Origin of the sequence: Chitinophaga oryzae (genome assembly GCF_012516375.2) — a bacterium.
Classification (GTDB): Bacteria; Bacteroidota; Bacteroidia; order Chitinophagales; family Chitinophagaceae; genus Chitinophaga; species Chitinophaga oryzae.
The window spans coordinates 322,747-346,994 of record NZ_CP051204.2; the positions used below are offsets into that span (position 1 = coordinate 322,747).

Consider the following 24,248-nt stretch of genomic DNA (forward strand, 5'->3'; position numbering starts at 1 on the left):
TATGAAGCGATTAAAGTTAACGCTTATCCTCTTAATGGGGATAGGGGGATTGCATGCCTACGCTCAGGCGCCACTGACACTTCAGGAAGCGCTGAAGTTTGCACTGAATAACAACCAGCAACTCTCCAGAACAAAAATGGAAGAGGAAATGGGTAAGTTCAAAACACAGGAAGTGCGCTCACAGGCCCTTCCCCAAATCAATGGTAACGCTAACTATACAGACAACCTGAAACTGGCACAGTCCCTCCTCCCGGGAACAGTGATCGGTAAGCCGGACAGCTCTGTGACCATCACCTTCGGTACTCAGTATACCGCCACTGTAGGCGCGGAACTGAATCAGCAGATCTTTAACCAGGCGGTATTCACCGGCCTGAAAGCTGCCAAAGCCGGAGAAGAATATTATACCCTGCAAACGCAGAAATCCACGGAAGACGTGATCTACAACGTTTCCGGCCTCTATTACCAGTTGCTGGTATTACAGGAAAAAATCGTGACAGTGAACAGCAACATCGAAAAGCTGACGCAGCTGGTGAATGCCACCCAGTCACAATATGAGAACGGCCTCGCCAAAAAAATTGACCTGGACCGTATCAAGGTAAACCTGACCAATTACAAAACCCAGCGCACCCAGTTGCTCAACAACGCCGCTACCCAGGCCAACAACCTGAAACGCCAGTTGGGTATGCCGCTGCAGTCCAGCTTTACCATCCCGCGCGCTTCGCTTAAAGAGATCGAAACCAAAGCCGCCGGCGTATTACAATACGACGATATGAATTTGGAAGAGAGAACAGAATTCAAACTCATCAAAAAACAGGAACAACTGCAGGAGTTCCAGAAGAAAGCCTATCTCGCAGAGTACTACCCTACCCTGTCGCTCTTTGGCCGCTATTCCTACAACGGTATGAGCCAGCAGTGGCTTTTCTCCAAAAATGATCCTGCCAACTCCACCTTCTGGTATGGCGCCGCCGCCGTAGGCCTGTCTGTGCACATCCCCATCTTCGATGGTTTCGGCCGCCGCTCCAAAGTAAGCCAGGCAAACGTAACCCTGCGCCAGCTGGCCAAACAGAAAGAGGAGATAGCGCTCAACCTGAACGCAGACTACGAAAACGCCAAACTGCAGGTGCGCACTAACTTGTCTACCATTCACACCCAGAAGGAGAACGTAGACCTGGCCAATGAAGTGTATTATTCTACCCAGAATAACTACAAACTTGGCCTCGCCAGCCTGACAGACCTGCTCAACGCAGAAACATCGCTCGCCGATGCGCAGAACAGCTACAACGAAGCACTGCTTCAATATAAAATGGCCGAACTGGACATTATCAAAAGCAAAGGCAGCCTGAGAGAACTGCTGAACTAACAACAAACACAAAAGAACAAAAAGATAGACCGCAACTGTGGCGGATATAAACACACAAATTATTGCAGATGAAAAAGTTTATTATCTGGGGCTTGGTAACAGTAGGTGCAGTGGTACTGATCATGTGGAAGCTTAACGCCAATAAAAAAGCCAATGAAGCTAAAACAGCATTTGTAAAGGAAAGTAACAGCGGCGACGTGCCGGTACTGATACAACGGGTATCCACCAACGATTTCGCCCAGGGCTTCCTGGCCAACGGAAACTTCGCCCCTATCCGCGAACTGTCTTACCTCGCCGAAACCTCCGGCCGTATTACCCGCCTGCTGGTAGATGAAGGCAGCGTGGTAAAACAAGGCCAGGCCATCGCCTACATCGACGGCCAGATCGTAAGCACCGATCTCTCCTCTGCAAAAGCCAATCTCGATCAGCTGAGAGTGGACAAAGAAAGATATGAAGCCGCTTTCAAAACCGGTGGCGTTACCCAGAAACAGGTAGACGATGTGAAGTTGCAATACGACATCGCTAAAAGCAATTACGAAGCCGCCGGCCGCCGTGTGAGCGATACTTACGTGAAAGCGCCCATCTCCGGCGTTATCAATAAAAAATATGTGGAACAGGGCGCTTACCTCTCCCCCGGTACCAAAATGTTTGACATCGTGGACGTGTCCAGGCTGAAACTGGCCGTAGCCGTACCGGAATCGCAGGTTGTCACCCTGAAAAAAGGACAGAAAGTGAAAGTCACTTCCAACGTGTTCCCCGAAGCCAGCTACGAAGGTACCATCACCTTCATCGCTGCCAAAGGCGACAACTCCCTCAACTACCCGGTTGAAATGGAAGTGGGCAACCTGAGCGGCAAAGAACTGAAGGCCGGTATGTACGGCACCGCGCACTTTGAAGCGCCTACTGCCGCCAAAACCATGTTCATCGCCCGCACAGCCTTCATCGGCGGTGTAAGCAGCAACGAAATATATGTGATGGAAGGCAAGGTGGCTAAAAAACGCAAAGTGATCGCCGGCCAGATCATCGGCGACCAGGTGGAAATACGGGGAGGCCTCAACGAAGGCGATACCGTGATCACCAGCGGTCAGATCAACCTTACAGATGGTACACCAGTAGTAGTACAGGGTGGCAATAAATAAGCGTGAACCAATTCTTGCAACATGAAGATTACTGAAGTTTCCATAAAAAGGCCCACGATCGTGGTGGTGGTATTTACCATCCTCACCCTGCTGGGCGTCATGAGCTATAAATCGCTGAACTATGAGCTGCTGCCCAAGTTCAGCTCCCCCATCGTCACCATTGCGACGATATATCCCGGTGCTTCGCCCAACGAGGTGGAAAGCACCATCACGAAAAAAATAGAAGACGCGATCGCTTCTATGGAAAAGATCAAGAAGATCACCTCCAAATCTTCCGAGAGCCTTTCCGTGATCACCGTAGAACTGAATAACGATGCGAACGTGGACATCGCGCTCCAGGATGCACAGCGTAAGGTAAACGCCATCCTGGCCGATCTTCCGGGCGATGCCAAACCGCCATCCCTCAATAAATTTTCGCTCGATGACCTGCCGATCATGACCTTGTCTGCCACCGCTAAAATGGACGATAAGAAGTTCTATGACCTGGTGGACAAAAAACTGCAGCCCCTGCTGTCCCGCCTGCCGGGTGTTGCGCAGGTGTCCCTCATCGGCGGCCAGGAACGTGAAATACAGGTTAACGTAGACCCGGCCAAACTGCAGGCGTACAACATGTCCATCCTGCAGGTACGCCAGGCGGTTACCAACGCCAACATGGACTTCCCTACCGGTAAAGTAAAAACAGCCAACGATCAGATCCTGATCCGCCTGGCCGGTAAATATAAAAATGTGGACCAGCTGCGTAACCTCGTGCTGAAAACCACCGCAGAAGGTACGCAGATCCGCCTGCAGGACGTGGCCGACGTACAGGACGCCCAGAAAGACGCAGAACGTATCGCCCGTGTGGACGGCATCAACGCGATCGCCCTCCAGGTACAGAAACAAACCGACGCCAACGCGGTAACGGTGAGTGAGGAAATGAAAAAGGCCATCGCCCAGGTGGAAAAAGACTATGCTGCCAACGACCTGAAAATACTTGTGGCCAACGACTCGTCCGACTTTACGCTGGAATCTGCAGACTCCGTAATACATGACCTCATCCTCGCGGTAATCCTCGTGGCGGTGGTAATGCTGCTGTTCCTGCACAGTATCCGTAGCGCCATCTTCGTGATGATCTCCATCCCGGCCTCTCTGATAGCCACCTTCATCGGTATGAAACTGATGGGCTTCTCGCTCAACCTCATGTCCCTGCTGGGCCTGTCGCTGGTGGTGGGTATCCTGGTGGACGACGCCATCGTGGTACTGGAAAACATCTACCGTCACATGGAGATGGGTAAAAACCGTGTTCGTGCTGCGTTCGACGGTGTAAAAGAGATAGGCTTCACCGTTACTTCCATCACACTGGTAATTGTGGTGGTGTTCCTGCCGATCTCCCTTACCAACGAGCTGGTGTCCAAGATCCTGCGTGAGTTCTGCGTAGTGGTGATGATCTCTACCATGCTCAGCTTGTTGTCTTCCTTTATGATCGTGCCGCTGCTGTCTTCCCGTTTCGGAAAACTGGAACACATTACCGGAAAAAACATCTTCGAGAAATTTATCCTGTGGTTTGAAAAACAACTGCAACGTTTTACCCTGTGGATGACCGGCATCCTCAGATGGGCGCTGGTGCACAAAGCTATCACCCTGATCGCTTCTGTAGCCCTGCTGTTCGCTTCCTTCATGCTGATCGGTAAAGGATACATTGGCGGTGAGTTTATCCCGAAAGGTGACCGCGGCCAGTTTATCGTGATGCTGGAAATGCCGAAAGACGCGTCTGTTCAGCAGTCTAACCAGGCTACCCGCACCGCGGAACAATATCTCAATAAAAAAGCGGAAGTGGAAAGATTGATCACCACCGTAGGTCAGACCAGTGAAGACGGTTTCGGTACTTCCCAGTCTACCGCCTATAAATCTGAGATCACGGTGATCATGGTGCCGTTGGAAAAACGTACCGAAGGCTCCGATATCTACGCTGCCAAAGTGAAGAAAGAACTCAAAGCGCTCCTGCCCGGCGTGAAAGTGAAAACAACCGACGTAAGTATCATGGGTACGGCGGAAAGAGCGCCGGTAGAACTGGTAGTGATGGGCAGCGAAATGGACAGCGTGATGAGCTTCGCCAAAAAAGCGATGGACACCCTGAAAACCATCAGCGGTACCAGCGAGGTGAAACTGTCTGTGGAAGAAGGTAACCCGGAGATCAACGTACAGGTGGACCGCGATAAGATGGCGGCTTTGGGCCTCACCCTCGATATGGTGGGCGGTACCATGCAGACAGCCTTCAGCGGTACGGCCGACGACTCAAAAGTGAAGTTCCGCCAGGGTGATTATGAATATGACATCAACATCCGCTTTGACGATTTTAATAAAAAGAACATCCAGGACGTGGCCAACATCCAGTTTGTGAACGACAAAGGCCAGCTGATCAAACTGTCGCAGTTCGCTGCCGTGACAGAGGGCTCCGGCCCCAGCCACCTGGAAAGAAGGGATAAAAATACTTCCGTATCTGTGCAGTCACAGGTAATGGGACGCCCTTCCGGTACGGTAACACAGGAATTTGCCGCCAAACTGGCGAAAATGGAAAAACCGACAGGCATCAACTTCGTCTTCGGCGGTGACGCCGAAAACCAGGGCGACTCCTTCGGTACACTGGGCGCGGCGTTGCTGATATCCATTGTGATGGTATACCTGATCATGGTGGCGCTGTATGACAACTACATCTATCCGTTTGTGGTACTGTTCTCCATCCCGCTGGCGATCATCGGCGCCTTGCTGGCACTGGCGCTGACCAATAACACGCTGAACATCTTTACCATCCTCGGTATGATCATGCTGATCGGTCTGGTGGCGAAGAACGCGATCATCCTGGTAGACTTTACCAACCAGATGAAAGAGCAGGGACAGGATACCTATAATGCGCTGATACACGCCAACAACGCGCGTTTGAGGCCGATTCTCATGACCACCATCGCGATGGTGATCGGTATGTTGCCGATTGCGTTGGCTACCGGTGGTGTGGCCTCTACCAAAAACGGCCTGGCATGGGTGATCATCGGTGGCCTCATCAGTTCCATGTTCCTCACCCTGATCGTGGTGCCGGTGGTATACATGGTGGTTGATAAGATCATGGCCAGGTTCGGATGGGGCAAACTGTCTACCAAACGTTACATCAGGCAACGGATGGTAGCTTCTTATGAAGAAGTTCCCCTGAATGAAATTCACAATAACTAATTCAAGATATGTTACTAACAGTGTAACAGTTGTAGGTTTAGGTAGTGGCCGGAGTATTCATACTCCGGTCTTCTTTTTTCCGGTACTTTGATATTCACAACTATTGCTTTGCCTGTTACAATTGCCCGCTAACCGGGATGTTTATTTTTGAGATAAACTATTCTCATGAACAAATCCATTCCCCTGTTAATGGCCGGTATACTGGCTGCCACGGTTTCCCTGGCACAGCAAACCATCACCGGATTGGTGACTCCCGAAAGCGTTGTAGCCTGGAAAGACGGCTATTTCGTATCACAGATCGGTCCTAAACTGGACGCCGCTGCAAAGGACGGCGACGGCTCCATCGCTTTTGTAAAAGCCGGGAAAGTGCAGTCCCTCCGTTATTTCAATGATACTTTGAATGCGCCCAAAGGGCTCGTCATCATTGGGCATATCCTGTATGTGACAGATATCGATCACCTCAAAGGATATGATATCAACAGCCGGAAAAAGGTGTTTGATCTTAACCTCGAAGGCAAAGCCGGGGTGCTGAATGACATTACCACAGCGCATGACAGCCTGCTGGTGGTGACGGATTCCTTTAAGGGGGATGTACTGCTGGCAGACCCCCGCAGCGGCGCCATCAGGCAGCTGGGCAACCTGGCCACCGCCAACGGAGTGGCTTATGATGAATCGACCGACGAACTGTATGTATGTACCATGGGACCGGACATGAACGGCAAAGGACAGCTGTATCACAGGCGGCTGGACGTGATCAATGATACTTTTCAGCCGGTGAAAAACTCCCCGTCCGGTTTGTTTGACGGGCTGGTACAACTGGATGCCACGCACCTGCTGCTGTCTGACTGGATAACGGTGAACAGGCCCACAGAAGGGTTGCTGCAGGTGTATGACCTCAGGGCTCAAAGTGTCAGCAGCATCAAGGTAAAACACTCTCCCGCGGATATTGCACTAGACAGGAAACATCATCGTTTACTGGTACCCGTTATGCTGGACAATACCCTCGAAATACGGCCGCTGACCGGGTTATTTCCGCGCCATTAACAGCATGTGAGATACCGGGAACGGGATGGCTTCCGGTTGCCCGGTTTCGTTCAGGCGGAACAGTTGGGTTTTGCCTTCCAGCCTGTTCTGTACAATCCATTCGTTGCGGTAGGTGTGCGACAGGTTGTCCGGTCGCAGCCCTGCCGCTTCCAGCGCCTGTTTCCAGTCGTCGTAATTCCAGAAGCAGAAGGTCTCGTGCATTTCACTGAGCCAGTTGTCGTGGTAGTCTTTTTTGAAGAGGAATTCGCAGGCGTCCTGCATGGAAAGCTGGCAGTAGGTGGTGTCGCCGATGGTGACCCATTGGTGTGGCAGCTGGTAACCTTCTTCATGGCGGAAGTCCTGCGCAAAGCGTTGGAACAGCGCTTTGGTGGACAGTTTCCCAAGCCATGCCGCCAACGTTTGAGTGGTGGGGTTTTCCGGCATGGGCAGGTCGTTGGCGCCGTCTGTTTCGTTGAGCCACAGGAGTACGGTCTCTGTCCTGTTTTCCGGCCCTACCACGTCGCGGTTGATCCATACGCCGCCGGGCACCAGTTCCTGGTAACGGTTTTGTATAAACGCCAGCAGGTCCTGTCTGCTGCCGTATGATGCTATCTCGTGTGTCAGAGAAGAGGTGTGGATGGTGTTCATGCTGCCCGGTTCGAACACCAGGCTGGTGACGGCGTTTTTCTGGGCAAAGAACACGGAAGGGTTGGCGAATTCGCCGTTGTGTTTGCGTTGCAGGCAGATGTCATAGAGGTGGCGCGATACTTCTATGCCGTAGAAATCGCATTCATGCAGGCGATCGTCTTCGCAGGCTATTTTAATCCAGGAGCCTGCGGCGCAGCCGATATCGCCGATATTGCCGGGTTGTATGTAGGGGGCGGTTTCGCGGTATTTGAGTGCCGCGATGTCGTCCATCTGTTTTACGTACACGTTGTAATCGCGGGTAGCGGTGAGATCGCCGTCGGCCCCGATGATAGGGTCTTTCAGGATCTGTTGTACTTTCTCTCCCACCCCATACAGCGACCAGATTTTGAATGCTGCCGGATGCACCTGTTCCAGCACGGTGGGATGTTTGCGCCAGTCGCCCGTTTGTGCGATGAGGTTCACGAGGTCCCACGGCATGGGCTGTGTGAACCGGTTGGCGGCAGGGTCCCATTCTGCCGTCAGGACACGGAAGCCTTGTTTAAGGTACATCTCACGGACGCTGGTGGAGCAGATGACCACAGTATTTTGTGGGGTGAGGCTGTGGGCGCCTTCGCTGGAGTGCCGGATGGTTTTGATGGTATATTCCGCGAAGTCATGGATCACGCCAACATCGTCGATGCCGTACACGTAGGCGGGTACATCGAGGGAGTTGGAGAATTCCTGTATCACCATGGCGCGCAGGTAGAAGGGTACCGGGTTGCGTTTGGTGCCGAGGTGGTTGGCGGAGGTAACGGCGAAGATGACGCCTTCTACGGGAGAAGCGTCCAACGGTTGTCCATATACGTCTTTTTCGCCTTCCAGGCTGCATTTGATCAGACGGTTCAGGTATTTGAACTGAAAGTCGGTCAACAGGTGGTGGCGTCCGGGGATGAGCAAGTACATACGGTGAAGTTAACAGATTTCCGGAAAAAAGCCCGGGGGGTGAGTCCCGGGCGATGGAATGGGGGTAACCTTACTGGAGGAAACAGAAATGATATTATAAAGCGGCTGCCTGGCGGACGGTGTCGAAAGACCATGTTTTGGTGACGGCGCCGTTTTCGAAGACGGTTTCGAGGAGGTCTTCCAGTTCGGGCGCCTCGTCGGTGCCGAGGGTTTTGAAGGCGCCGTTTTCTTTCACCAGTTTCAGTTTGCCGGCTTTGGATTTCTTAAAGGAGGTTTGCAGTTGGCCGTTGGCGTCCATTTCCACCGGCATTTTCTGTACGTTGATGCCTTTGCCGTTGACTTCTGCGTAGGAGCATTTCAGCGCAAATTCCTGGGTGTCGCGGTTAACGCGCTGGAGCAGTGCGCCGCCCATGCCGAGTACCAGGTTTTCGGCGCTGATGCCGGCTTTTTTAAGGGCTTCGAAGATACCGGGGATGGAAGAGTAGCTAATGCCATCGCCTTGTATCACGCGGACCTGTGGTGGTAATACTTTGTAGCCTTTTTCGTTAACGGTGAAGCCGAATTTGTTCATGAGGATATCGAACACCCGCAGCAGGGTTTGTACCGGATCGCCGCTGTCGGGGCGGATAACGAGGGTGCCCTGCCGGCTGAGGATCTGTTCTTTCAGTTCGGTGCCCCAGTACTCTTCGCAGGCGCGGAAGATATTGTAGGAGTCAGATACGCAGGCGATGGTGCCTGTTGGGAAGGTGTTGAGCACATGTTTGAAGATGTCCAGCTCTCCCGGTTCTCCCAGCATGGTGACGATAGAGTGTTCCGTAGCGGGGATGGACAGGCCCGGCGCGGTAGCGGCGTTGTAATACCGTTTGGCGAAGATGGAAGCAGCGATGGTGTCGCTGCCGGAGAAGCTGACCAGGTGGGCGCTGCCGCCGATGCCGGCGCTTTCCACAGAGCTGGCGCCCCGGAAGCCGAAGTCGTTGAGGACAAAGTCGATGCCCGCAAAGGCGGCGGCGCTGGCCGTATCGTCATAGTAGCGTTTCACCACTTTTTTGATTTCCCTGGAGAGGGAGGCTACGGTGCAGGGATACCATACCTGCATGAGCAGCGTTTCCAGGAAGTTGGTGAGCCAGTAACATTCGGGGTCGGTGTTTTCGATGGTCATGAGCACATTTCGTACAGGCACCACTGTTCCTTCGGGGACGGCTTTGATGCGTACCGGCAGTTTACCGCCGTGTTTGCTGATGATGTATTCAAAGCGGCTGCGGTCAAATACATCGTCGCGACCGAACACTTCTTTCAGGGTAACGGCAGCTTCATCCAGTTTTTCTTTGGTGAAGACCACGCCTTCGAGGTATTCTTTCAGGAAATACTGCAGGCCATAGAACACCGTTTCATCGAATTTACCACCGCGGCTTTCCAGGTAGGAGTAGATATGTTGTGTGCCGGGGATGTATAATTTATGGTGGGAGTATTTGTAAGCATCAGCGAGGAGGATGAGATTTTCCTTTGTCATGACAGTAAGTTTTAAGTTCTTCTTATTTAGCATATTTGTCAACCAGGCGTTGAAACAACGGGAGGTGTGTGTCAGCGAGTTCTTGTTTTTTGATCAGTTCCGGTATATCCGTTACCGTTATCCACCGTACTTCCGCCAGGTCGTCGCCGGCTGCCGGCTCGCCGTAGAGCAGGTCTGTAGCGAAGAGGGTGGTAATGATTTTATTTGTTTCGGAGCGGTAGCGCCAGTCGTCTATTCTCACGGAGGCTACATATTCCATGGCGCTGGTCTCCACGTTGCCGCATTCTTCCCGGAGTTCCCTTGCGGCGGCCGTTTCGAAGCATTCGTCGGTGGGGTCGGAGAATCCGCCGGGCAGCCGCCAGTTGTTTTCGTTGGGTTTGCGGCCTACCAGCAGCTGTTGTTTGTTGTTTCTGAACAGGGCGATGTCCACGGTGGCATATACGGCGGGGAAGAGGTTATAGGTGTTGTAGATGATGCCGGCGCGGAACTCTTCGGTGTCAAATACTTTATCAGACAAGGCTTCCCGCATGGCGGTAGCGTTGTAGTCTTTCACCGGCGGCAGCGCTTCTGTGGGGTAGCGGCCGGAATAGGTGCCCATGAAGCTGTCGCGGCTGCCGTAGAGGACGAAAGTTTCGTGCGGAAAGTTGTTGTGCAGCAGTTCGTCCAGCTTTTTGGACCAGATGGTATCATATTTCTGATCGCTCAGGGGAAGAATAATGATTTCGGGGAACTGTTGTTTGATCATGCGCTCGCGGGTGTAGTAGTCGAGCGGGTTTTTACGGCTGCCTTTTACGGGGCTGACGCCGAGGATGATCAGTACACGGTTGTGTTTCATTTTCACCTGCCGGATCAGTTCAAGGTGACCTTCATGAAGGGAAGGTGTCTGAAACCGGGCTATAATAACTCCTGTGGGCTTTGTTGTTTGCATATCCGAGCTATTTTGTGTATTTGTTACACAAATGTATGAAGGGAAATAATATCAGCAAAATATTTTTTGTAAAAAATACACAAAATATTTTAAATGATTGATTTATAATTATTTAAATAGATTGGCGGTCTTTTGTTTCTCATCCCCTTTGCTGATTTTATAGGCTGATCATTCTGTGGTGCCAGTAAACATTTTGTTTTTGCGGTTGAGGAAATAGTTCCTTTTGTGACGCATGGGCTTGGCCGGCCGGTATAGTCCGCAATCGATAGCGCTCTATTGATGACTCTCCCATGCCCAGCAGCCCCAGGTCATTATTATATGCTTCCCGAAATCAAAAAACCAAAAATCAAAAAATCCCTAAATCTCAAACGCCATTCCTTCCTTCTTCAGCTTAAAATACTGTTCTTCATTGAAGCTGAAAAGTTTGGCGGGGCGGCCTTGTGACACTTGTTTTTGTTTTTCGTTGTGGGCGATCAGGATGCCGAGGTGATTTATTTTTTTCTGGAAGTTCCGGCGATCGATGGGCCGGTCCAGCAGTGTTTCATAAAGTTTTTCCAGGTCGGCGATGGGGAATTTTTTATCCAGCAGTTCAAAGCCGATGGGTTCATAACGGATTTTATTGCGGAGCCTTTGAACGGCTACATCTATAATGGTGGCATGGTCGAAGGCGAGGGACGGCAGTTCCTTGATATTGAACCAGGAGGCGTCTTCTGCGTCGGAGCTGGCCGCCAGTTTGAAGTTGGTGGGGTTTACCAGGCCGAAGTAGGCAACGGACACCACTCTCCCTCTGGGGTCCCGGCCCGGCAGGCCGAAGGTGTACAGTTGCTCGAGGTAGTTGATATTCACGCCGGCTTCGGTCAGCAGTTCCCGGGTAACGGCCGTTTCGAGGGATTCGGCGTCCAGCACGAATCCGCCGGGCAGCGCCCAGCTGTGCAGATACGGGTCTATAGTGCGTTTGATCAACAGCACAACGATGCCTTCCCTGGGGATATATCCGAATACGACCGCGTCTACGGTTAACCTGATGTTTTGTACTACTGGCAAACTGCTAACGGATTATTTTGCTTTAATATAGTTTTCAACCTGGGCGGTGCCCTTGTGTAAATTTACGAATAACGGGTTTTTCACCGGATCGAATACGATAATGGTATTCATGGACCATACGTCCTGCGGAGCAGGCATCTCGATCATTACTTCGAGGCCGTTGGTCCTGCGGAACAGCAGGCTGTCTTTCCCGGCGATGTGAGGCTTAAAGCCCTGCTGATCCAGGTAGTCGGTGATTTCCTTGCGCAAGCGCAGTGCGGAGTCCATCTCCGGGCTGGCGGCCGGCTTGAATTCCCGGTATACATAACTTTTCTCTGTGATCACATCATAGGCGTCTTTATTTACCTGGTGGTCATTACGGGTAGGGTTACACGCAAAGAGCAGGCAGGTGGCGGCGGTCAGGACGGATAATAATATTTTCATGATAAGTGGCTTTAATGTTCGTAGCAGCCGTAATTGCGCTGCCGGTATATTTTTCCTTCGCGGAATTCGATGACGGTACAGATGAAAGCTTTCATCACCTGTCCCCTTCTGTATTTGCCCGCATCTACGCCTATTTCCCCGGTCCAGTTGGCTTCCACTACAAGGGTATTGCCGTTTTGTACCGCTTTCAGTACGCTGTAATGCTGGGATTTCAGGATCAGTTTATTGGTGGCCATACTGTCGAGCATGAGTTCAAAATTCCTTTGTTTGACTTCGGCTGACAACTGGTTGGGATATTCTGTCTGAATAACGCCCGGATGAAAGATATTGGCAAACTCGGCCGGATCTGCTGAAAAGTTTTCGAGCAGTTGGAAATACCGGTATACGAGGGCCAGTTTTTCGTCCATTTACAGGGATGCGTTGAATGAATAACAAATAAAGCAGGGCGTATGTACGCGATGCAATCTGCGAATTTATAAAATTCGTGTAAATGTAACTCATTCCTGCTCATGTAAAACGATGTGAGCGGCGGGATTTATTTTCTGGCGGTAGTGGCGCTGAACGCCAGTTTTTCCATATTATCCGTTTTGCCGATGATATCGTACACCAGTTTGAGGACGGTGAGTGTGCCGTCGTAGTTGAGTTTGTCCGGTTTATCGCCGGGTTCGGGAGTGCCTTTATGGGCGTTGGTGTAGAAGTAGAGAACGGGGATGTTCTTTTTATAAAAGGAAAGGTGGTCTGAAGTGCCGGCGCCGGTGGAGTCGTAAACGACTTTGGTGTCTTTGGCGGCTACGCTGCCGATGATGGCGGGCCATCCGGCGGAAGAGCTGATGCCGCCGATCTGTACGCCCCTGGAGGCGTCCAGGTCGCCGATGATGTCCATATTAATCATATAGTTCACCTGCGAGAGATCGATGCCTCCGCTGTGGGCCGTAAACCAGGCGGAACCTGCCAGGCCTTCTTCCTTACCGGAGAAAGCGATGATAGCGATGTTGTGGTTTTTGAGGCGGGCGGATTTGAGCAGCCGGGCCAGTTCCAGCAGGGCGGCGGTGCCGCTGGCATTGTCATCGGCGCCGGGGTAGATCGTATTGTTTTCGCCTTTGCCGAGGTGGTCGTAATGTGCCCCGATGATCACGGTTTTGGGCGCTTTGTTGTCGATATAGCCGATCACATTGGTGCCGGTGACTTTTACCGCTTTGAAGGCGATTTTCATATCGATCTGGAAAGCGTTGGCGTCGTCGTTGCCGAGTATTTTGCTGATGTCGCTGCTGACCCAGACGGCGGGGATGCCGGCGGATTTGACGGATTGTTTGTGCCAGCTGCTGACTTCCGCGGGTGTTTCCTGTCCGTTGTAGAAAATAACGGCGGAAGCGCCGGATTTAGCTGCCACCTCCGTTTCCCGGAGATACAGTTCCATCCTGCTTTTATTGGGGTCGGCTTCTATTTCTTTAACATTTATTAACCAGATATTATCCGGTTCGTTGACCGCGGGGAGTACTTCGCCTTTGGCGCTTTTACCGGCGCTGAAGGGCAATGCGATGAACTGTTTGCCCGGAACCAGCTTTTGATGGTTAAGGTTCAGCGTGCAGTTGTCCGGTTCGCGTCCTTCGCGGATGGTGAAGGTCTGCAGGAAGCCGTTGTCCCCTTTGGGGCTGACGCCTGTTTGTTCGAGTTGGGAAGAAAGATAGGCAGCGGCCAGTTGTTCGCCGGGGGCGCCGGTCTGGCGGCCTTCCAGCTTGTCGCTGCAGAGGTAGGTGACATGCGTTTGCAGATTGGACAGGGTTTTCCGGTCATTTTTTTTCTGTGCACCTACGAACAAGGTAGTACATACCAGTGGTAACAGCCAGGTTATCTTTTTCACGCAATCTTTTTTGGGTCTGGTGCAAAATTACGAATTACCCCCTGCTAATAGCGCAACCGGGGCAAGTTCTTTTTTAAGCTCCTGTTGCATTTCAAGTATGTTTAATATGATATTGGTCTGAAAACGGTCATTCGCCGGGAGCGGTTTATCTTTCATAAAAGGCAAATCCCTATTTTTGCCCCGTTTTAAAAACAAAGTATGAAAAACACACCTTTTACACAGAAGCACATTGCATTGGGCGCCAAGATGGCTCCTTTTGCGGGTTACAACATGCCAATCTCCTATACGGGCATCAATGACGAGCACCAGGCGGTACGTACCAACGCCGGTGTGTTTGACGTGAGCCATATGGGTGAGTTTATTTTGAAAGGTGAAAATGCGCTGGACCTGATTCAACGGGTGACTACCAACGACGCCTCCAAACTGACTGCCGGCAAAGCCCAGTACAGCTCTTTGCCCAACAACGAAGGCGGCCTGGTAGACGACCTGCTGGTATATTGCATTGAAGAAAACAACGTGTATATGCTGGTGGTGAATGCCAGCAATATTGAAAAAGACTGGAACTGGATCAGCCAGTTCAACACCAAAGGGGTGGAAATGCATGATATTTCCGACAAAACCTGCCTGCTGGCCATCCAGGGACCTAACGCCACCAGCATCCTGCAGCCCCTGACAGAAGTAGATATCGTCAACCTGAAATATTACACTTTCGCCAAAGGCGTTTTTGCAGGTGTTCCGAACGTGGTGATCAGCGCTACCGGTTACACCGGCGCGGGCGGCATCGAAATTTATTTCGAAGACAAAGACGGCGCAGCAGACAAAATCTGGGACGCTATCTTCGCTGCTGGCGGCCCTAAAGGTCTGAAACCCATCGGCCTGGGCGCCCGCGACACCCTCCGCCTGGAAATGGGCTTCTGCCTGTACGGTAACGACATCGACGACCGTACCTCCCCGATGGAAGCCGGCCTGGGATGGATCACCAAATTCACCAAAGACTTCCCCTCCCGCGCTATCTTCGAAAAACAGAAAGCAGAAGGGGTGTCCCAGAAACTGGTAGGCTTCGAAATGGTGGACAAAGGCATCGCCCGTCATGACTATGAAATCAAAGACGCCGCTGGCAATGTGATTGGCCGTGTTACCTCCGGTACCCAATCCCCTTCTTTAGGCAAGGCTATCGGTCTGGGCTACGTGAAAACAAGCCATGCCGCCCTGGACAGCGAGATATTTATCGCCGTAAGAGACAAAGCACTGAAAGCAAAAGTGGTGAAAGTGCCTTTCCTCGGCTAGGAATAGCGGGTGAAAGTTATTAACTTAGGCACGCAAAGCATCACGCAAAGACGCAAAGCAACAAAGACGCAAAGGAGTTAAAGAGATTAAAACAGTAAACAAAGGAACAAATGTTTGTTCTTTGCTTTTGTTCTCTTTTCCTATGTTTCTTCTTTGCGTCTTTGTTGCTTTGCGCCTTTGCGTGACGAGAACTTATTTATTGCCATATCTATGCCTACTATTCATTTGACTACCGTTATCCATGCGCCGTTAGAGAGGGTGTATGACCTGAGCCGGAGTATTACCCTGCATAAACGCAGCATGTCACACATGCAGGAAGAAGCCGTCAAGGGCCGGACCAATGGTCTGATCCGGTTGAACGAAACAGTCACCTGGCGCGCCAAACACATCGGAAAAATACGGGAACTGACAACGAAGATCACTGCCATGAAGGAAGGAGAACATTTTACCGACGAAATGACGGAAGGAGATTTTACCCATCTGAAACATGAGCACCATTTCAAGGAAATAGGTAACGGTACCGTAATGATCGATATCATGGATTTTGGCACTCCCTACGGCTGGTTCGGGCGGATGTTTGAACGGTTTTATCTCAAAAAATACATGACCCGCCTGCTGAAACACCGGAATGATGTTATTAAGGACTATGCGGAGAGCGAAAAGTGGAGAGTCGTCCTTGATTAATGCATAAATGCAATTGAATGACAACTAGCAACAAACCCAGCCTGGAAGTATGTTTATCCCCGGCTTTATTACATCTCTATGATGTGAAAAACAGCATCGTAGTCATCATCGATGTACTGCGCGCTACCTCTACTATCTGCACCGCCCTGTACAATGGAGCAACGAGCGTAATACCGGTAGCCACTGTGGAAGAATGTGTGAACATCGGCCGCGCGATAGGCGGTATCACCGCCGGCGAGCGCGATGGTAAAGTGGCAGAAGGACTGGTGCACGGTAACTCTCCTTTTGAATATCCCCGGGAGTTTATCGAAAATAAAACACTGGTACTGACTACCACCAACGGAACGAAACTGTTGCACATGGCCAAAGACGCCATCGGGATCGTTACCGGCTCCTTTCCCAATATCAGCGCCGTATGCGACTACCTGGCCGCACAGGGACAAAACGTGGTCCTCGGCTGCGCCGCCTGGAAAGACCGTGTCAATATGGAAGACACCCTCTTCGCCGGCGCCGTGGTGAGCCGCATCCGCGAACATTTTGATGTTAACTGTGATTCTGCTATTGCCGCAGAAACGCTGTACGACGCTACAAAAGGAGATATCTATACCTACATGCGGCAGGCCTCCCACTACCAGCGCCTCGCTAAATACGGGCTGGAGAAAGATATTGCTTACTGCCTCACGCCTGACGGCGCCAATGTGCTGCCCATCTTCAGAAACGGAGAGCTGGTGGGGATTTAGAGATTTAGGAATTTTTTGATTTTTTGATTTTGGGATTTATAGGAACATTTTTCATTGAGAATTTCGCAATAGCAAAATGTCCTATAAATCTCAAAATCCCAAAATCTCAAAATCCCAAAATCCCAAAATATTTTTACCGCCCGCAATACATGCCGCAAATACCACGATCATAGACAGCGGAAACGCGACGTTCGCGAAAGGAGCGCCGGAGCTGATTTTAAACAGGGAGGCTATCACCATGGTGAACAGCAGCGCAATACCCGCCGGCCGGATAAAGAAACCGGTAATAAGCGCAATACCACCCAGCAGTTCCGCCAGCGCGGCCATAAAGCCCCGGAAAACCGGCCACTGGCTGATGCCCGCCCTTTTCAGCGTACCGCCCAGGAACTCCCACACTGCAGGACCTCCCATGATTTTCTGTATGCCGAAAACGACGAATAATACGCCAATACCTATACGTAATACGAGAAACGCAAGTTGTTTGTTGTCTTTCATGTTGAGTGTGTTTAAAAAAATGAAGACACAAAACCAGTGTCCGCAAACGCGGATGTCCATGGATAAAAAAACGTTTGTCGTGTACATTTATACCGGCTGGGACATCTCGCGGAACTGCTGCGGAGACTTGCCCGTATTCTTTTTGAAGAAGCGCGTAAAATAAGCCGGGTCCTCAAATCCGATCCGGTAGCCTACCTCCTTCACGGTCAATTCATTTAAAAACAATAACCGTTTCGCTTCCAGCAACACCCGCTCTTTGATGAGGGCGCCGGCTGTTTTACCGGTCAGCTTCTGAGTGAGCGCATTGAGCTGCCGCGGGGTGATATGCAAGCGGGCGGCGTAGTCCTGCACCTCATGCAGTTCATGGAAATGTTGATGCAGCAGCTGCTTAAACTGCAACAATTGCGTCTGTGGCTGACCGGGCAACAGGTGCGGCTCGGACAGCTGCCGTCTGCGGATGCGCATAATCTCCATCAGCAGCACGCGGACATAGGAAAAGAGAATGGGCGTGGTGTCTTCTGTGGCCTGGTCATATTCCTCCCGGGCAATGTTCATCAGGTTTTCCAGCCGCGCGAGGTCTGCGGGCTCCAGCGGAATAACAGGATAGGACTGCATATTGTCGAACAGGAAATGCCCCAGCAACTGGCTGTCGGGATCATTGCCGCTGGTGAAAAAAGAAGGGTCAAATTTCAGGGAATAACCGGTGGAGGCCTCTCTGTCCAGCTGATGGACCTGTTCCGGTGACAGCAGGAAAACCACTGCTCCGTTAAAAGGCCATGCCTGAAAGTCGATATAATGTATGCCTTTGCTGCTGTGCAGCAACAGGATCTCGTAATACGTGTGCCGGTGCGGATATTGCCGGGGTATTATTTTTCCGGTCTCGTCAAAACCGGCGATCAGCACATGTTTGACCGGCGTAGACACCAATGTGGTCACGCCCTCGTTGATCCGGTGTTGAGGAATGGGTGATTGCATGTTCAAATGTACAAGTATTTGTCGGGTATGTCCCTTGAGCGGGGCGCCGGCCGGGGCTACTTTTGTATCTCAAAACAAGTATACCATGGCACAAGAACATTCAAGAAGGGCATGGCTTAAACAGAGCGGACTGGCGATGGCAGGGCTTCCGCTTTTATCAAAAATGCCCTACCTTCCTGCAGATAAACCGAAAGACATGAAACATTATATCTGTGTAACCTGCGGCATACAATACGATGCCACTGCCGAAGCCCCGGCGCATTGCCCTGTTTGCGAAGATGAACGGCAGTATGTGAACCCGTCCGGGCAAAGCTGGACTACCTTCGAACAGATACAGAAGAAACACAAAAATGTTATAGAACTGGTGGCGCCTGATCTGTACGCCATCTACAGCACGCCTGATTTCGCCATCGGGCAGCGGGCCCACCTGTTGATAACGCCTAATGGCAATATCCTGTGGGACTGCATCGCTAACCTCGACGCCTCTACGATAGATATCATACAAAGACTGGGTGGTATCCGCGCTATCGCGTTGTCCCACCCGCACTATTTTTCCACCATTGTGGAGTGGAGCCATGCCTTCGGCCATGCGCCCGTATATGTACACAAGCTCGACGCCTCGTGGCTGGGGCGGCATGACGACGTTATCAAACTGTGGGACGGCCAGACACTGGACCTCTGGGATGGCATGAGGCTGGTGTTGTGCGGTGGTCACTTCCCGGGCGCGAACGTGTTGTACAGTCCAGCCGGTAAAGGAATGCTGCTGGTGGGCGATGTGATCCAGGTTTCTTCCGACAGGAAAACGATGTCCTTTATGTATAGTTATCCTAATAATATTCCATTGTCTGCCGCAGCGGTAAAAGTGATTGACGATGCCGTGAAGCCCTATGCGTACGACGCCATGTACGGCGCTTTTGGCAAGTATGTGCGTACCGGCGCCAAAGAGGCGATGGATTTTTCCGTGAAGCGGTATATACAGCATATACGGTAAACGATTTTTTCGATCGATAAAATGGCGGTTACTGCTAACTGCGGTAGCCGCCATCCATTGCGGTCCCTACTTCCCTTCGCTCCGGTCATTCACAGCAGGCTCCGCAACCATTTTTCCCGCTCTTTATATCAATTTTTATTGATGTGATCGTAATGGATTGATAAACAATGGTAAAATAGTATTAGTAAAAACGCATTAAAACAATTAAATATAAAAATAATCATATATCAAATAAGGCGCCCTGTCCGGGCGGGTCGCGGGTAAGTTGCCACCACCAAAGGATTACCGTTTTACCGGCATTTTGCCCGCTGTTTATTAAAGATTTCTGCTTACTTTTGTGGATTGCCTTTTTATCAGCGGTTAAAGATTTTTGATATATTTATTTACCCCCGCCCGTGGATATTAAAAGCAGGCAACAACGAATAGTATGTCGCTGCCCCATTTGCTAAAATATGTTTACAATAACGGCACTGATGAAGTGATCCGCAGGGGGAAGCGTATTTTTTCTACCGGGGGCGTTGAGCTCATAGAAGCAGACCCGGTATTGAAAACAGCGACCTTCCGCGTCAAAAGTGACACGCATGCCAATTACTACCGGGTTTCCATCAACAAATACGGTGAAACCAGCGGTATGTCTATCCGTTGCCAGTGTCCCTATAACCTGGGCGACATTTGCCGGCACGAGGCAGCAGCACTGTTCCAGCTTCAGGAAATGCTGGACAAGAATCATTTCGAGAGCTTCGAAACACAATTTGATCAGCAGCATACGCTGATCAAAATGAAATCCATCGATATTAAGACGATCAAACTGCTTACCTCCAGCGCTATTATTGCAGAGGCGGAAGCGATCGTGAAACAGCACCCCATCAAAATTTCATCCGCCAAAGATGAAAAGGTAGAGGCCGTGCTGACGCTGGATAAAAAAGAATACCCGCTGATCATCCAGCGCAATGAAGAACGTTTTTTCGATACCCATTGTACCTGCGATGAAACAGCTCATGCGCTCTGCGTGCATAAAACTGCGCTGTTCCTGCAGCTGCTGCAGAAAAACGGCCCGTTTTATTTCGATACGCTGCGCAACTGGGACAAGGAAAAAAACAAACTCCTCTCCCTCTATGGCTATTCCCTGACAGACGACCTGGACGGCAAATTTGCTTTCTCCTATATGGACGGCAAACCCTTCCTGCGCGTACTCGATCCTACCATCAAGCGCGTAGACGGCGCCACTGCCGGCAGACAGCAGCAGACGGCCCCGCCGCCACCGGAAGAAACCCTGACGGTGACACAACGCCTGGCTGCGGTATTCAATGCCAACGAAACATTATATCCTTATTTTAAAATAGATATCGTCAGCGGTGAGGTGAACGATGAGCAGACCGCCTTCGTATCACTGGCCAGCAAACTGGACCTCACCAAATACGTTGACTTTTACCAGTACCGGGAAAAGGACCGGGAGCTCATCGCCCCCATCCGTAAACTGCAAGGCCCGGAAGTCAGCAAGTTCCTCAGCAAAAACTCGCCGTTTGCCGGCATCTGGGAAAATATTACGCACGAAAATGCGGAAGAGCTGCCTACTGAAACCAAAGAACTGATGCTGGAATACCTGCATCCCAAACTGGCCAAACTGTTTCCGCAGCTGGCAGAACACGGACTGGTATTTCATCTCCCTAACAGGCAGCAGTTTAAAACCAAAAACCTGCAACCCCTGCAGATAGGGGCCGACAGGCTGAAGCTGGTCCTCAAGACCAACAGCGGCAGCACCAACGTGGAAATCAGCTGCTACGTGTCTATCGAAGGGGAACTGATCGACGTCTCCAAAAACAACTGGGAAAGCCCGCTGCTGTTCCTTTACCAGCATACGCTGTACCTGTTCGAAAGCCCGCAGGATGCCCTGCATGTGGCACTCTTCCAGCAGAATGGCGGTAAACTGAAAATTCCCAACAAGGAATGGCCGGTATACCTCAGGGACTACCTGCTGCCGCTAAGCCGCCAGTACGATATCCGCTTCGATAAAGAACTCCTTGCCGAGGTGGCCGACATCGAACCGGAATGCCGCGTGTACCTGAAAGAACTGGGCGAAACCTTCATCATCCAGCCCGGCTTCGCTTACCGCGGACAGGAAGTGGAATGGAACGAAGAAGAGAAAATCACTGTGCAGGAAGGTAACAAGGTACTGGTCATCCGCCGCAACAAGGCAGCGGAAGACGCCTTTGTCAGCCGCCTGCGCACCCTGCATACCAATTTCGCACAGAACGATAACCAGCACTATTTCTACCTGCGCGCCAAAGAAGCCCTGAAGAACAACTGGTTCTTCCTCTTCTTCGACGCCCTGAAAGAAATGAACGTGCGGGTATTCGGATTCGACAACCTGCGCAATTTCAAATTCAGCTCCCACAAGCCGGTCACCAACCTGCAGATCAGCTCCGGCATCGACTGGTTCGATGCACAGATCGAAGTACTGTACGGCGACCAGAAAGTGAGCATCAAAGACATTAAAAACGCGCTGGCCAACAAGCAGAACTATGTGCAGCTGGCAGACGGCTCCCTGGGCCTCCTGCCGGAAGAATGGCTGCGCAAATACTCGCTCCTCTTCAAGGTAGGGGAAGAGAAAGACAAAGGCCTTAAACTCAGCAAATATAACTTCAGCGTGATCGATGAACTGTACGAGTTCATCGACGATGAAGCGGTGGTGATAGAACTGGAACAGAAACGTAAAAAGCTGCTGCAGTTCGACGAGATCCGTAACATCTCCCTGCCGCATAACCTGCAGGCTACGCTGCGGCCTTACCAGGAAAGCGGCTTCCAGTGGCTCAATTATCTCGATGAGATCAAATGGGGCGGTATCCTGGCGGACGACATGGGTCTTGGTAAAACCATCCAGGCGCTTACCTTCCTCCAGTATTACAAAAACAAAAACGGCGGAAAATGTATGGCGCTGGTGGTATGTCCCACTACCCTGATCTATAACTGGGAAAATGAGATCCGCAAGTTCACACCGGAAATCAAACACCATATCCATCATGGCCCTGCCCGTATCAAAGATTCGGAAGAACTGGCCAAATTCGATGTGATCATCACTACCTACGGTACTTTGCGCAGCGATATCCAGACGCTGATGAAGCTGGAGTTTGACTATGTGGTGCTGGATGAATCACAGGCCATCAAAAACCCGCAGTCCAAAGTGACCAAAGCGGCCCAGCTCCTGCAAACCAAAAACAGGCTGGCGCTGAGCGGTACGCCCATGCAGAACAATACTTTCGATATCTATGCACAGATGAACTTCCTGAACCCGGGCATGCTGGGCAGCGTGGACTTCTTCCGCAACGAGTTTGCCACGCCGATAGACAAGTTCCAGGACGAAGAAAGGAAAGAACACCTGCGTAAACTGATTTATCCGTTCATCCTCCGCCGTACCAAGGAACAGGTGGCGAAAGACCTGCCGGATAAAATCGAGACGGTCATCTTCTGTGAAATGGACCCTGAACAACGTCATATATATGACGCCTACAGGAACACCTACCGCTCCAAGATCCTGGGTGTTATTGAAGACCAGGGCATGGAACGTTCACAGCTGACCATCCTGCAGGGCCTGATGAAGCTGCGCCAGATATGCGACTCCCCGGCCATCCTCAACGATACGGAACAGTACCCTAACCATTCCGTGAAGCTGCATGAGCTTACCCGTGAGATCGCTGAAAACATCGGCAACCACAAAGTGCTGGTGTTCTCCCAGTTCCTCGGTATGCTGGGGCTCATCCGCGAAAGGCTGCAGCACATGAAGATCCCGTACGAGTACTTCGATGGCAGCACCTCTACCATGGAGCGTGAAAAAGCCATCCAGAACTTCCAGCATAACGATGAATGCCGGGTGTTCCTCATCTCCCTGAAAGCGGGTGGCGTGGGCCTCAACCTCACCGCGGCTGACTATGTATATATTGTAGACCCGTGGTGGAACCCCGCCGTGGAACAACAGGCGATAGACCGTACTCACCGTATCGGGCAAACGAAAAATATTTTCGCTTACCGCATGATCTGTAAAGACACGGTTGAAGAAAAAATATTACAGTTACAGGAACGTAAAAAATCGCTGGTGAAAGAGATCATCTCCGATGATAGCGGCTTTGTGAAGAAGCTGACCAAAGAAGATGTGTTGTACCTGTTCAGCTAAAGCAATTAAATTTCACGACTGTAAAAATTGATCAGCGCTTCCCGCCCGGGAAGCGCTTTTTTTATGCAGCTACCCCCCTTCCGTTTTTGAAATGACCCTTCAGATTCTGCATGGTTTCCGGTTTTTATTTTTTTATTGGGTTATTTTTTATTTTTTTATTTGGTTGATTTATAATCGATTATGTAGATTTTTTAATCCCTTTTTAATACTGGCATCCGGCTGGTATGCCAGTCATTGTATCAAAACATTTGATTCACATGTTACCAGACTCGAAAATCTCACAATTGATCGGTTTACAGATCCCCGGCCTGTCATTCCCTATGGAGCAACTGACGGCCAAAGAAAGAGTGAGCAAAGTGATCCACACGTTTGCCGACTATACCGGCAACATGATCCGTCATGAACAATTGCAGGAAGTGAAGCGTTGTTTTACCATTGCAGGCGTATTGTACCGCAACGGCAGCAGCGCGTTGCGAAATGCGATTGAAAGTGTGTTCGTATATGCGTTGTCTCCCCTGTTGTGCACGCATCACAGGGACATGTTACCTTCTTCTCTCAGAACTGTCAGGATTCAACATTTACAAACAATAGCGCTTTAAAACAATTTTTATGATGACTGTATTACTGGTACTCGCGGGCCTGGCCTGCTTTGCCCTGTTCTTTGCCTCTGTCGATTATTTTGAAAAAATCTGATAAACAAATCTGTTATGACCGCCTTATTCGTGCTATCAATATTGGTCTTCGGCTACATGATATATGTATTGCTGAAACCGGAGAAATTCTGAGACGGCCTTTATCTGTGGCCGCATGCAACATGCTTTTAACT

Annotated in this window: 20 protein-coding genes; 11 read left to right on the plus strand and 9 right to left on the minus strand. The window is 50.9% G+C overall.

Annotation, left to right across the window (positions count from 1 at the left end):
* The first annotated feature begins 1 nt into the window (after nucleotide 1).
* The 4 genes from HF324_RS01380 (at nucleotide 2) to HF324_RS01395 (ending at nucleotide 6,747) form a co-directional block, all read left to right on the plus strand.
* A complete protein-coding gene (locus HF324_RS01380) occupies nucleotides 2–1,360 on the plus strand; it encodes a TolC family protein (RefSeq protein WP_168808737.1) in 1,359 nt (452 codons plus the stop codon).
* A gap of 68 nt (nucleotides 1,361–1,428) precedes the next feature.
* On the plus strand, nucleotides 1,429–2,499 hold the full coding sequence (locus tag HF324_RS01385; protein WP_168808739.1) for an efflux RND transporter periplasmic adaptor subunit: 1,071 nt from the start codon (nucleotides 1,429–1,431) through the stop codon (nucleotides 2,497–2,499).
* Nucleotides 2,500–2,520: 21 nt separating this feature from the next.
* A complete protein-coding gene (locus tag HF324_RS01390) occupies nucleotides 2,521–5,703 on the plus strand; it encodes an efflux RND transporter permease subunit (protein WP_168808741.1) in 3,183 nt (1,060 codons plus the stop codon).
* Between the two features lie 165 nt (nucleotides 5,704–5,868).
* The gene (locus HF324_RS01395) at nucleotides 5,869–6,747 is read left to right on the plus strand and encodes a YncE family protein (RefSeq protein WP_168861790.1); all 879 of its coding nucleotides are present in this window, start codon (nucleotides 5,869–5,871) and stop codon (nucleotides 6,745–6,747) included.
* Here HF324_RS01395 and HF324_RS01400 read toward each other — a convergent pair.
* The 7 genes from HF324_RS01400 to HF324_RS01430 all read right to left on the minus strand — a co-directional run bounded on the left by HF324_RS01400 (nucleotide 6,730) and on the right by HF324_RS01430 (nucleotide 14,082).
* Entirely contained in the window at nucleotides 6,730–8,316 is a 1,587-nt protein-coding gene (locus HF324_RS01400; protein ID WP_168808745.1) for a class I SAM-dependent methyltransferase, read from the minus strand. The two genes, HF324_RS01395 and HF324_RS01400, sit on opposite strands and share 18 nt — an antisense overlap.
* A 94-nt stretch (nucleotides 8,317–8,410) precedes the next feature.
* Nucleotides 8,411–9,826, minus strand: coding sequence for a nicotinate phosphoribosyltransferase (locus HF324_RS01405; protein ID WP_168861791.1), 1,416 nt, complete (start codon nucleotides 9,824–9,826; stop codon nucleotides 8,411–8,413).
* 22 nt (nucleotides 9,827–9,848) lie between these two features.
* Nucleotides 9,849–10,754, minus strand: coding sequence for an NUDIX domain-containing protein (locus HF324_RS01410; RefSeq protein ID WP_168861792.1), 906 nt, complete (start codon nucleotides 10,752–10,754; stop codon nucleotides 9,849–9,851).
* Between the two features lie 357 nt (nucleotides 10,755–11,111).
* The gene (locus HF324_RS01415) at nucleotides 11,112–11,798 is read right to left on the minus strand and encodes an NUDIX hydrolase (RefSeq protein WP_168808751.1); all 687 of its coding nucleotides are present in this window, start codon (nucleotides 11,796–11,798) and stop codon (nucleotides 11,112–11,114) included.
* Nucleotides 11,799–11,810: 12 nt separating this feature from the next.
* Nucleotides 11,811–12,221: a hypothetical protein gene (locus HF324_RS01420; protein WP_168808753.1), complete on the minus strand. Its 411-nt coding sequence runs from the start codon at nucleotides 12,219–12,221 to the stop codon at nucleotides 11,811–11,813.
* An 11-nt stretch (nucleotides 12,222–12,232) separates the two neighbouring features.
* Nucleotides 12,233–12,628, minus strand: a complete 396-nt coding sequence (locus HF324_RS01425) for a nuclear transport factor 2 family protein (protein ID WP_168808755.1) — start codon at nucleotides 12,626–12,628, stop codon at nucleotides 12,233–12,235.
* 128 nt (nucleotides 12,629–12,756) lie between these two features.
* Nucleotides 12,757–14,082: a M28 family peptidase gene (locus tag HF324_RS01430; protein ID WP_168861793.1), complete on the minus strand. Its 1,326-nt coding sequence runs from the start codon at nucleotides 14,080–14,082 to the stop codon at nucleotides 12,757–12,759.
* 198 nt (nucleotides 14,083–14,280) lie between these two features.
* Between HF324_RS01430 and gcvT the strand changes: the two genes are divergently transcribed.
* The 3 genes from gcvT to HF324_RS01445 all read left to right on the plus strand — a co-directional run bounded on the left by gcvT (nucleotide 14,281) and on the right by HF324_RS01445 (nucleotide 16,793).
* Nucleotides 14,281–15,369 carry a glycine cleavage system aminomethyltransferase GcvT gene (gene gcvT / locus HF324_RS01435; RefSeq protein WP_168808759.1) on the plus strand — a complete coding sequence of 363 codons (1,089 nt, stop codon included), beginning with the start codon at nucleotides 14,281–14,283 and terminating at the stop codon, nucleotides 15,367–15,369.
* A 210-nt stretch (nucleotides 15,370–15,579) separates the two neighbouring features.
* On the plus strand, nucleotides 15,580–16,053 hold the full coding sequence (locus tag HF324_RS01440) for an SRPBCC family protein (RefSeq protein ID WP_168808761.1): 474 nt from the start codon (nucleotides 15,580–15,582) through the stop codon (nucleotides 16,051–16,053).
* A 17-nt stretch (nucleotides 16,054–16,070) separates the two neighbouring features.
* Nucleotides 16,071–16,793 (plus strand): 2-phosphosulfolactate phosphatase, encoded by a 723-nt coding sequence (locus HF324_RS01445; protein WP_168861794.1) that lies wholly within the window; start codon nucleotides 16,071–16,073, stop codon nucleotides 16,791–16,793.
* Nucleotides 16,794–16,883: 90 nt separating this feature from the next.
* Here the strand turns inward: HF324_RS01445 and HF324_RS01450 are convergent, their stop codons facing one another.
* Together HF324_RS01450 and HF324_RS01455 are read right to left on the minus strand one after the other, a co-directional pair.
* Nucleotides 16,884–17,288 (minus strand): DoxX family protein, encoded by a 405-nt coding sequence (locus HF324_RS01450; protein ID WP_168861795.1) that lies wholly within the window; start codon nucleotides 17,286–17,288, stop codon nucleotides 16,884–16,886.
* Nucleotides 17,289–17,375: 87 nt separating this feature from the next.
* The gene (locus HF324_RS01455; RefSeq protein WP_168861796.1) at nucleotides 17,376–18,263 is read right to left on the minus strand and encodes a helix-turn-helix domain-containing protein; all 888 of its coding nucleotides are present in this window, start codon (nucleotides 18,261–18,263) and stop codon (nucleotides 17,376–17,378) included.
* Between the two features lie 85 nt (nucleotides 18,264–18,348).
* Between HF324_RS01455 and HF324_RS01460 the strand changes: the two genes are divergently transcribed.
* The 4 genes from HF324_RS01460 (at nucleotide 18,349) to HF324_RS33830 (ending at nucleotide 24,207) form a co-directional block, all read left to right on the plus strand.
* Nucleotides 18,349–19,254, plus strand: coding sequence for an MBL fold metallo-hydrolase (locus tag HF324_RS01460; RefSeq protein ID WP_246269375.1), 906 nt, complete (start codon nucleotides 18,349–18,351; stop codon nucleotides 19,252–19,254).
* Between the two features lie 427 nt (nucleotides 19,255–19,681).
* Nucleotides 19,682–23,422, plus strand: coding sequence for a DEAD/DEAH box helicase (locus HF324_RS01465; RefSeq protein WP_168808769.1), 3,741 nt, complete (start codon nucleotides 19,682–19,684; stop codon nucleotides 23,420–23,422).
* Nucleotides 23,423–23,679: 257 nt separating this feature from the next.
* Nucleotides 23,680–24,021, plus strand: coding sequence for a DUF7674 family protein (locus HF324_RS01470; protein ID WP_168808771.1), 342 nt, complete (start codon nucleotides 23,680–23,682; stop codon nucleotides 24,019–24,021).
* A gap of 108 nt (nucleotides 24,022–24,129) precedes the next feature.
* Nucleotides 24,130–24,207, plus strand: coding sequence for a potassium-transporting ATPase subunit F (locus HF324_RS33830; RefSeq protein WP_078670327.1), 78 nt, complete (start codon nucleotides 24,130–24,132; stop codon nucleotides 24,205–24,207).
* The last annotated feature ends 41 nt before the right edge of the window (nucleotides 24,208–24,248 follow it).

Excerpts from the sequence above, each read along its gene's own strand:
- gcvT (WP_168808759.1), top strand. The coding sequence starts at position 14,281 with ATGAAAAACACACCTTTTACACAGAAGCACATTGCATTGGGCGCCAAG.
- HF324_RS01425 (WP_168808755.1), bottom strand. The coding sequence starts at position 12,628 with ATGGACGAAAAACTGGCCCTCGTATACCGGTATTTCCAACTGCTCGAA.
- HF324_RS01405 (WP_168861791.1), bottom strand. The coding sequence starts at position 9,826 with ATGACAAAGGAAAATCTCATCCTCCTCGCTGATGCTTACAAATACTCC.
- HF324_RS01470 (WP_168808771.1), top strand. The coding sequence starts at position 23,680 with ATGTTACCAGACTCGAAAATCTCACAATTGATCGGTTTACAGATCCCC.
- HF324_RS01410 (WP_168861792.1), bottom strand. The coding sequence starts at position 10,754 with ATGCAAACAACAAAGCCCACAGGAGTTATTATAGCCCGGTTTCAGACA.
- HF324_RS01445 (WP_168861794.1), top strand. The coding sequence starts at position 16,071 with ATGACAACTAGCAACAAACCCAGCCTGGAAGTATGTTTATCCCCGGCT.
- HF324_RS01385 (WP_168808739.1), top strand. The coding sequence starts at position 1,429 with ATGAAAAAGTTTATTATCTGGGGCTTGGTAACAGTAGGTGCAGTGGTA.
- HF324_RS01380 (WP_168808737.1), top strand. The coding sequence starts at position 2 with ATGAAGCGATTAAAGTTAACGCTTATCCTCTTAATGGGGATAGGGGGA.
- HF324_RS01440 (WP_168808761.1), top strand. The coding sequence starts at position 15,580 with ATGCCTACTATTCATTTGACTACCGTTATCCATGCGCCGTTAGAGAGG.
- HF324_RS01460 (WP_246269375.1), top strand. The coding sequence starts at position 18,349 with ATGGCACAAGAACATTCAAGAAGGGCATGGCTTAAACAGAGCGGACTG.
- HF324_RS01455 (WP_168861796.1), bottom strand. The coding sequence starts at position 18,263 with ATGCAATCACCCATTCCTCAACACCGGATCAACGAGGGCGTGACCACA.
- HF324_RS01390 (WP_168808741.1), top strand. The coding sequence starts at position 2,521 with ATGAAGATTACTGAAGTTTCCATAAAAAGGCCCACGATCGTGGTGGTG.
- HF324_RS33830 (WP_078670327.1), top strand. The coding sequence starts at position 24,130 with ATGACCGCCTTATTCGTGCTATCAATATTGGTCTTCGGCTACATGATA.
- HF324_RS01395 (WP_168861790.1), top strand. The coding sequence starts at position 5,869 with ATGAACAAATCCATTCCCCTGTTAATGGCCGGTATACTGGCTGCCACG.
- HF324_RS01465 (WP_168808769.1), top strand. The coding sequence starts at position 19,682 with ATGTCGCTGCCCCATTTGCTAAAATATGTTTACAATAACGGCACTGAT.
- HF324_RS01400 (WP_168808745.1), bottom strand. The coding sequence starts at position 8,316 with ATGTACTTGCTCATCCCCGGACGCCACCACCTGTTGACCGACTTTCAG.
- HF324_RS01420 (WP_168808753.1), bottom strand. The coding sequence starts at position 12,221 with ATGAAAATATTATTATCCGTCCTGACCGCCGCCACCTGCCTGCTCTTT.
- HF324_RS01450 (WP_168861795.1), bottom strand. The coding sequence starts at position 17,288 with ATGAAAGACAACAAACAACTTGCGTTTCTCGTATTACGTATAGGTATT.